The 8,134-nt window shown below is 68.3% G+C and carries 8 protein-coding genes; 4 read left to right on the top strand and 4 right to left on the bottom strand.

Annotated elements, in window-relative coordinates; all coding sequences use genetic code 11:
- Positions 1-366, bottom strand: a 366-nt coding sequence (tnpA, locus tag QSK17_RS32660) for an IS200/IS605 family transposase (RefSeq protein ID WP_285709832.1), incomplete at its 3' end; no start/stop codon positions are given.
- A gap of 130 nt (positions 367-496) precedes the next feature.
- Here tnpA and QSK17_RS32655 point away from each other — a divergent pair.
- The gene (locus QSK17_RS32655; RefSeq protein ID WP_285709830.1) at positions 497-1,084 is read left to right on the top strand and encodes a Uma2 family endonuclease; all 588 of its coding nucleotides are present in this window, start codon (positions 497-499) and stop codon (positions 1,082-1,084) included.
- 82 nt (positions 1,085-1,166) lie between these two features.
- On the opposite strand, the gene QSK17_RS32650 is transcribed toward QSK17_RS32655, so the two are convergent.
- From QSK17_RS32650 to QSK17_RS32640, 3 genes are all read right to left on the bottom strand, one after another.
- Positions 1,167-2,258, bottom strand: coding sequence for a branched-chain amino acid aminotransferase (locus QSK17_RS32650; protein ID WP_285709828.1), 1,092 nt, complete (start codon positions 2,256-2,258; stop codon positions 1,167-1,169).
- 138 nt (positions 2,259-2,396) lie between these two features.
- The gene (locus QSK17_RS32645; protein ID WP_285709826.1) at positions 2,397-3,443 is read right to left on the bottom strand and encodes a 3-isopropylmalate dehydrogenase; all 1,047 of its coding nucleotides are present in this window, start codon (positions 3,441-3,443) and stop codon (positions 2,397-2,399) included.
- A gap of 46 nt (positions 3,444-3,489) precedes the next feature.
- Entirely contained in the window at positions 3,490-4,428 is a 939-nt protein-coding gene (locus QSK17_RS32640) for an ROK family protein (protein ID WP_502889335.1), read from the bottom strand.
- Between the two features lie 434 nt (positions 4,429-4,862).
- On the opposite strand from QSK17_RS32640, the gene QSK17_RS32635 reads away from it, so the two are divergent.
- From QSK17_RS32635 to QSK17_RS32625, 3 genes are read left to right on the top strand one after another with little or no spacing between them, the layout of a single operon-like run.
- On the top strand, positions 4,863-5,957 hold the full coding sequence (locus QSK17_RS32635; protein WP_285709820.1) for a sugar ABC transporter substrate-binding protein: 1,095 nt from the start codon (positions 4,863-4,865) through the stop codon (positions 5,955-5,957).
- Positions 5,958-6,677 carry an ATP-binding cassette domain-containing protein gene (locus QSK17_RS32630; RefSeq protein WP_285709818.1) on the top strand — a complete coding sequence of 240 codons (720 nt, stop codon included), beginning with the start codon at positions 5,958-5,960 and terminating at the stop codon, positions 6,675-6,677.
- On the top strand, positions 6,674-7,864 hold the full coding sequence (locus QSK17_RS32625; RefSeq protein WP_285709816.1) for a sugar ABC transporter permease: 1,191 nt from the start codon (positions 6,674-6,676) through the stop codon (positions 7,862-7,864). Before QSK17_RS32630 ends, QSK17_RS32625 begins: the two co-directional genes overlap by 4 nt.
- The last annotated feature ends 270 nt before the right edge of the window (positions 7,865-8,134 follow it).

Raw genomic sequence — 8,134 nt, 5'->3', positions numbered from 1 at the left:
CACCGTTTGCGCGGAGACCGCGCCGACCGTGGCCACGAAGTACGACCGCGACCACAGCGTGGGCAGCTGCGAGCGCAGATGCGGGAACTCGGCGCGCAGGTGGTGGGAGGTGAAGCCTTTGAACTGGTTGGCCACATACGACGGCGAGTTCTTCGGGTGCGGTTTGACGAACAGGTGCACGTGGTCGGGCATCACCTCAAGCGCCACGATCTCCCAGCGGTGCTCGCTCGCTTTGGCGTGGATCAACTCCTCAAGGCGATCCTTGACGGGCCCACCGAGAACCGGGCGGCGGCACTTCGGGCACCACACGACGTGGTATCCGAGGTCATACGCCGCGCCGGGGGAGGTGCGTACCTGACGAGCCACACAATCATTATAACATCATCACACATCTAATGTTCAGTGAAGGAGCGACCGCCGTGAGGCAAGGAAGAAGCCCAGTCAGGGACGGCATTCCCCCGTCGCCTGAAGGCGACGGTCCCCTGCCGAGGCTCTGATGGCCAAGGTTCTCGTCGAACCCACGACATCATCAGAGACGGACAGAGCGGACCTCTACCGTCGTTACCACGAGACTTGCGCGATGCATCCCGACCGCAGGGTCGAGTTCATCGACGGCCGGATCGTGGTGAGAGAGGTGCCCACAGGAGAGCACAACGACGTCATATCCCGTCTGATCCTTCAGATCGCAAGCATCGTCGCCGACCGCGGCTGGGGCCTGTGGACCAACATCAAACTGTTCCTCGGCGCCCAGGTCGACCGCTACGTCCCGGACCTGACGATCGTCCCGAAGAACCGCCGCATGTGGGGTGACGACGAGGTCTACGGGGACAGCACGCTGCTCATCGTGGAAGTGGTCTCCAAGAGCAGCGTCCGGGACGACCATGTCGTCAAGCCGCGGAACTGCGCTTTGGCGGGGGTTCCGCTCTATCTGGTGATCGACACGTTCAAGGGCGTCGCCAGGCTGATGAGCGAGCCGGGCGAGAAGGGCTACCAGCACCAGGTGGAGGTGACGCTGGGTAAGCCGTTGCCGCTGCCTGAGCCGTGGGATCTCGCCATCGACACCGCCAAGCTTGTCGAGGCGTGAGCGTGCGATCCGCTGCCCCCGACCGTAGGAACGCGTAGGAGCCCGGCGAAGGCGAGGTCGCCGGGCTCCTGTCGTGCGCGCGTCAGCAGATCTTGTGGATCCAGTTGTGGGTGTCGGGACGGCTGCCGAACTGGATGCCCATCAGCTCCTCGCGGATCTTCTGGGTGACCGCGCCGGGGGTGCCGTCACCGATCGTCCAGGCGCGGTCCACACCCTTGACGAAGCCCACCGGGGTGACCACGGCCGCGGTGCCGCAGGCGAAGACCTCGGTGATCTCACCCGACTCGCACCCGGCCTGCCACTCCTCGATCGAGATCCGGCCCTCCTCGGCCCGCAGGCCCAGGTCGGCGGCGAAGGCGAGGATCGAGTCGCGGGTCACACCGGGCAGGAGCGTCCCGGTCAGGGCGGGGGTGAGCAGGCGGTCGCCGAAGACGAAGAACAGGTTCATCCCGCCCATCTCCTCGACGTAGCGGTGTTCGTTCGCATCCAGCCAGACCACCTGGTCACAGCCCTGTTCGACGGCCTGGCGCTGGGCGACGAAGGCCGCCGCGTAGTTGCCGCCGCACTTGGCGAAGCCGGTGCCCCCGGGAGCGGCCCGGGTGTACTCCGTGGACAGCCACACGGAGACCGGCTTGATGCCACCCGAGAAGTACGACCCCGCCGGAGAGGCGATCACCATGTAGCGGTACGTCTTGGACGGGTAGTTCACGCCGAGCCCGACCTGGGTGGCGATGATGAACGGCCGCAGGTAGAGGCTGTGCCCCTCGGTCGTCGGCACCCACTCCTTGTCCGTCTGGACGAGCAGCTCCAGCGACTCGACGAACGCCTCCTCGGGCAGCTCGGGCATCGCCATGCGCTCCGCGGACTTGTTGAACCTGGCGGCGTTGGCGTACGGCCGGAACGACACGATCGAGCCGCCCGCCTGGCGGTACGCCTTGAGCCCCTCGAACAGCTCCTGCGCGTAGTGGAACACCGCCGTCGCCGGGTCCAGGACCAGCGGCCCGTACGGCTCCAGCCGTGCGTCGTGCCAACCGCGGCCCTCGGTGTAGTCGATGGAGATCATGTGATCTGTGAAGATCTGCCCGAAGCCGGGGTTCGCCAGTACCTGCGCACGCTCGGCCGCGGTGCGGGCCTGCTGGTTGAGCTGCACGTCGAAGCTGAGCTGGCTGGTCATTTGCCGCGATCCTTCTCTCTACGTCATCACATTCATTGTGCGACCTATGGGAAACCTAAGGCATGCAAGAGGGTATGAAAAAGCGCATGGCGGCCCGAGTCGGGCCGCCATGCGCAAAGACGGGGTGAGCGGCCCGGCTCAGCCGGCTACTCGGGCGGCGATGTCGTCGCCGATTTCGCGGGTCTTCCTGGCCGTCCGCGCGCCCTGGCGCTCGGCGAGGTCCTCGGCAACCGCCTGCTCGACCTTCTGCGCGGCCTCGGTGAAGCCGATGTGGTCGAGGAGCATGGCGATGGACAGGATGGTGGCGGTCGGGTCGGCCTTGCCCTGGCCCGCGATGTCGGGGGCGCTGCCGTGGACCGGCTCGAACATCGACGGCGCGGTCCGGTCCGGGTTGATGTTGCCACTGGCGGCCAGGCCGATGCCGCCGGCGACCGCCGCGCCGATGTCGGTGATGATGTCGCCGAAGAGGTTGTCGGTGACGATCACGTCGAACCGCTCGGGCTGGGTGATGAAGAACATCGACGCCGCGTCGATGTGGCAGTAGTCGGTCTCGACCTGCGGGAACTCCAGGCCGACCCGGGCGACCGTGCGGGCCCACAGGTCACCGGCGTAGGTCAGCACGTTGGTCTTGTGGACCAGGGTGAGCTTCTTCCGCGGCCGCTGGGCCGCCTTCTCGAACGCGTACCGGACGACCCGCTCGACGCCGAAGGCGGTGTTGAGCGACTCCTGGGTCGCGATCTCGTGCGGCGTGCCGCGGCGCAGCGTGCCGCCGGCCCCGGCGTACAGCCCCTCGGTGCCCTCACGGACGACGACCATGTCGATGTCCTCGGGGCTGGACTTGCCGAGCGGGGTCTCCACACCGGGGAAGAGCTTGACCGGGCGCAGGTTCACGTAGTGGTCGAGTTCGAACCGGAGCCGGAGCAGCAGGTCGCGCTCCAGGATGCCCGGGGGGACGCTGGGGTCGCCGACGGCGCCGAGCACGATGGCGTCATAGCCGCGCAACTCGTCCAGCACAGCGTCGGGAAGGACCTCACCGGTCGCGTGGTAGCGCTTCGCGCCCAGGTCGTACTCGGTGGTCTCAACCTTGACACCGGCCGCGTTGAGGACCTTGAGTCCTTCGGCGACGACCTCGGTGCCGATCCCGTCACCGGGGATCACTGCCAGACGGATGTTGCTCGAATCCATGCATGTACCTTACCGGTCCGTCTCGTAGATCGAACGCACGGTCTCACTATCCGGGCGGTGTCACGGCGACCGCGCGCTCGAAAACCAGATCGCGGGCCGTGGCGAGGCCGAACGCGAGCGCTCCGAGCAGGACGGCGTCCACCCCCAGTGTGGACGCCTCGATCCGGGGCGGCCGCAACGCCACGAGTCCGGGAAGGCGCTCGGTCACGGGACCGATGAGCAGGTCGGCCGCCTGCGCTCCGATGCCGCCGCCCAGCACGACCAGCTCGGGATCGAGCACGGCGACGATCCCGGCGAGCGCGTGCGCCACGTGGTCGGCCTCGGCGGAGACGACCTTGAGCGCGGTCTCGTCGCCCGCCCTGGCCGCGTCGAAGACGTCCTTGGCGGTGGCCGCGATCATACCCAGGCGGGCGGCCGCGGCGATCACGCCGTCGGCCGAGGCGACCGACTCGAACATGCCGCGTCCGGGGTCGGCACGGGGGTCGCCCTCGCCGACCGGGAGATAGGAGATCTCACCGGCCGCTCCGCGCGAGCCCCGGTAGAGCTTGCCGTCGATCACGACGCCCATGCCGATGCCGGTGCCGACGGAGACATAGACGAAGTGCGGGACGCCCTCGCCCAGACCGTACGCGCCCTCCCCCACCGCGGCGAGGTCCACGTCGTTCTCCAGGATGTACGGAGATCCGGTGACGTCGGCGAGCCGTTCCACCGCGCCGGGCAGCTCCCATCCGGGCAGGTTGTGGGCGAGCCGCAGCACGCCCGTCTCCTTGTCGTGAATGCCCGGCGTCCCGAAAACCGTGAGTGTGATGTCCCCAGGGGAGAGACCGGCCTCGGTGGTGAGCTTGTCCGCCAGATCGGAGAGCTGGGCGAGCACCGCGTCGTAGCTCTCGGCCCGGGACGGCTCGTCCTTGCGTGCGACGATCTCGCCCACCAGGTCGGCCAGCGCCAGCCGCACGTAGGCGCGGCCGATGTCGACGGCCAGCACCCAGCCGGCCTGCGGGCGGATCTCGTAGAGCAGAGCGGCACGGCCCGCGTTGCCCGTACGCAACCCGACCGGGCGGACCAGCCTGGCACGCTCCAGATCCGCCAGGGCGACGGAGATCGTCGGCTTGGACAGGCCGGTGGCCTGCGCCAGCTCCGGCCGGGAGACCTTACCGAGGCGGAAGATCTCCGCGAACACCGCACGCTCGTTCATGACCCGGAGCAGGCTGGTCGTGTTGGCGGTCCCGCCGCCCATGCTCACCACATTCCCCAGAGTGGCATAGACGCTACGGAAGGCGGGCCAGTTGATCAGCGGTGGATCGCCCCGCACCATCAGCCCCTCCATGATGTGATCTCTCTCACCCTCTGGTCATACAGCTGATAGTAAATTACCTTTCTTATCAACCCTCGGGGTCATGAGAAAGGAAACGTGTGCCGATGCGACGAGGAATGCTGGCTGTCTCCGTCGCGGCGCTTCTGTTCGGCGCCGCCTGCGGTAACGGCTCCACGACGGAGGCGAAGCCTTCCGAGTCCGGAGCGGGTGACGGCGGCGGCAAGACCATCGCCCTGTTCCTGCCCGAGTCGAAGACGACGCGCTACGAGGCGTTCGACCGTCCGCTGTTCGAGGCCAAGGTCGGGCAGCTCTGCCCGGACTGCAAGCTCCTCTACTCCAACGCCGACCAGGACGCCGCCAAGCAACAGCAGCAGGTCGAGGCCGCTCTCACCCAGGGCGCCGACGTACTCGTGCTCGACGCCGTGGACGCCGCGGCCGTCGCGCCACTGGTCAACAAGGCCAAGCAGAAGAAGGTCCCGGTGATCGCCTACGACCGGCTGATCTCCGGCATCGGCTACGAGTACTACGTCTCGTTCAACAACGTACGCGTGGGCGAGATGCAGGGGCAGGCGCTGCTGGACGCGCTGAACGCCGACGGCACGGCGAGCAAGGGGGAGATCGTGATGATCCACGGCTCGCCCACCGACCCCAGCTCGGCCGACTACAAGAAGGGCGCGCACAACGTCCTCGACGGCAAGGTCAAGATCGGGCGGGAGTTCGACACGCCCGACTGGAGCCCGGACAAGGCCCAGCAGGAGATGGAGCAGGCGATCACGGCGATCGGCCGCGACAACATCGTGGGCGTGCTGTCCGCCAACGACGGCATGGCCAGCGGCGCCATCGCGGCGATGAAGCGGGCCGGTTACAAGACCATGCCGCCGATCACCGGGCAGGACTCCGAGCTGGCGGCCGTGCAGCGCATCCTCAGCGGCGAGCAGTACATGACGATCTACCTCGACATCCGGGCCGAGGCGGAGAAGTCGGCGGAGCTCGCCGTCGCGCTGGCCAAGGGCGAGAAGCCGGCGGCGCCCGACAAGGCGAACAACGGCACGGCCGACATCCCGGCGTTCCTGCTCGATCCCATCGCGGTCACCGCGGACAAGATCGCGGGCACCATCATCAAGGACGGCTTCTACAAGGCGTCCGACGTCTGCACGCCCGAACTCAAGGACGCGTGCGCCAAGGCGGGCATCCAGTAGATGATCTCGGCGAGAGACATATCCAAGCGATACGGCGCGGTCCAGGCTCTCCAAGGGGTGAGCCTGGACCTCCCACCCGGCGAGGTGGTCGCCCTGGTCGGGGACAACGGAGCGGGGAAGTCGACCCTGGTCAAGGTCATCGCGGGCGCCGTCAGCCCCGACTCGGGGGGAATCGTCATCGACGGCCGTCCGGTGCACATCGGCAACCCGCACGACGCCCAGCGGCTGGGCATCTCGACCGTCTACCAGGACCTCGCGCTGTGCGAGAACCTCGACGTCGTGGCCAATCTCTTCCTCGGCTCCGAACGACGGAGGTTCTCGGTCCTGCGCCACATCCGGATGGAACGATCCGCACGGGATCTGCTCACCTCGCTCGATGTGCGCATCCGCGACATCCGGGTGCCGGTGGCCATGCTCTCCGGCGGCCAGCGCCAGTCGGTGGCCATCGCCCGCGCGCTGATCGGCGAGCCGCGGCTCGTCATCCTCGATGAGCCGACCGCCGCCCTGGGCGTCGAGCAGACCGCCCAGGTCCTCGATCTCATCAGGCGGCTGCGCGAACGCGGCCTGGCGGTGCTGCTCATCTCCCACAACCTCGCCGACGTACGCGCGGTCAGCGACCGCGTCGTTGTCCTGCGCCTGGGCCGCAACGCCGGCGAGTTCCGTACGGCCGACACCTCGCAGGAGTCGATCGTGGCCGCGATCACTGGAGCCGCCGCATGATGAACGCCGCCACATCGGTGCGTGAGCCGTACACGCCGAAGGAGGCCGTCGAACGACTGCGGCACGGAGACCTCGGCGCGTGGCCGGTGGTCGGCGGGCTGATCGCGATCGCGATCGTCTTCGGATCGCTCAACGAGCACTTCCTGTCGCCGGAGAACCTCACCAACCTGGCCCTCCAGATGGCGGCGACCGGGACGATCTCGCTCGGCATCATCATGGTGCTGCTGCTCGGCGAGATCGACCTGTCCGCGGGCTCCGTCAGCGGCCTGTGCGCGGTGATCATGGCCATCTTGTCCGAACGACTGCACTGGAACCCGCTCCTGGCGATCCTCGTCGCCCTGGTCGCGGGCGCCCTCATCGGGTCGCTGCACGGGCTGATGTTCACCCGGCTCCGGATGCCGTCGTTCGTGGTGACGCTGGCGGGACTGATCGGCTGGCAGGGCCTGCTGCTCTACCTGCTGGGCTCGGGCGGCATCATCAACCTGCCCTTCGACGGATTCGTCGCGAAACTGAGCGACACGTGGCTGCCCTCGTGGGCGGCCTGGGCCGTCACCGCGGTGCTGGTGGCCGTCTACGCGGCGTCAGGGTTGATCGGCCGGCGGCGGAGGATCGCCGCGGAGCTCCCGGTGACCGCCGCATGGTGGCTGGCCACCAAGGTGGGGGGCCTCGCGGTCGTGCTGGCAGGAGCCGTGCTCGTGATGTCGGCGGACCGGGGCGTTCCGCTCCTGCTGGTCATCTTCGGCACGCTGGTGGTGGCCCTCGACCTGGTCCTGCGGCACACGACCTTCGGCCGGTGGATGTACGCCGTGGGAGGCAACGTCGAGGCGGCCCGCCGGGCGGGCATCAGTGTGACGCGGATCCGCGTGCTGGCGTTCGTGCTGTCGTCGGTGCTGGCTGCCTTCGGCGGCATCCTTTCGGCCAGCCGGCTGTCGGCGGTCAACCAGGGTTCGGGCGGCAGCGACATCCTGCTCATGGCCATCGCCGCGGCGGTCATCGGCGGCACGTCCCTGTTCGGCGGCCGAGGGCGGACGTACGCGGCGCTGCTCGGCATCCTGGTCATCCAGTCGATCACCAATGGCATGTACCTGCTGAGCGTGGACTCCTCCGTGCGGTACATGGTGACCGCCGCGGTCCTCGCCCTCGCCGTCGCCATCGACTCCCTGGCCAGACGCGGCAGCGCCACGTGAACGGGGGCGGGGGCCGCGTCAGCGCTCCGGCGATCCCCCGTTGTCACGCCGGTCGAGCGCGGTCTGCAACGCGTCGGCGGCCTCGTCTCGGACGTCCTCGGAGCTGTTCCAGGGATACATGTCGTACATGAGCGATCTCATTCGTGCGTACGGAAGACGGAACGGAACGGGATCCGGTCGTGGATCCGGAAGACAGGGCGCCGCCGAAGGCGCGGATCGCACGCCCATGGGCAACAGGGAAGCTCACGACCGGCACGACGCCGGGTCGGC

It is taken from the genome of Microtetraspora sp. NBRC 16547, assembly GCF_030268965.1.
Classification (GTDB): Bacteria; Actinomycetota; Actinomycetes; order Streptosporangiales; family Streptosporangiaceae; genus Microtetraspora.
Note: the sequence above shows the minus strand (reverse complement) of the source record. Positions and strands in the feature narration are given on the sequence as shown.

What these genes read in the sequence shown, in the direction of transcription:
- QSK17_RS32650 (WP_285709828.1), bottom strand. Translation starts at nt 2,258, where the DNA reads ATGACCAGCCAGCTCAGCTTCGACGTGCAGCTCAACCAGCAGGCCCGC.
- QSK17_RS32655 (WP_285709830.1), top strand. Translation starts at nt 497, where the DNA reads ATGGCCAAGGTTCTCGTCGAACCCACGACATCATCAGAGACGGACAGA.
- QSK17_RS32635 (WP_285709820.1), top strand. Translation starts at nt 4,863, where the DNA reads ATGCGACGAGGAATGCTGGCTGTCTCCGTCGCGGCGCTTCTGTTCGGC.
- QSK17_RS32645 (WP_285709826.1), bottom strand. Translation starts at nt 3,443, where the DNA reads ATGGATTCGAGCAACATCCGTCTGGCAGTGATCCCCGGTGACGGGATC.
- QSK17_RS32625 (WP_285709816.1), top strand. Translation starts at nt 6,674, where the DNA reads ATGATGAACGCCGCCACATCGGTGCGTGAGCCGTACACGCCGAAGGAG.
- QSK17_RS32630 (WP_285709818.1), top strand. Translation starts at nt 5,958, where the DNA reads ATGATCTCGGCGAGAGACATATCCAAGCGATACGGCGCGGTCCAGGCT.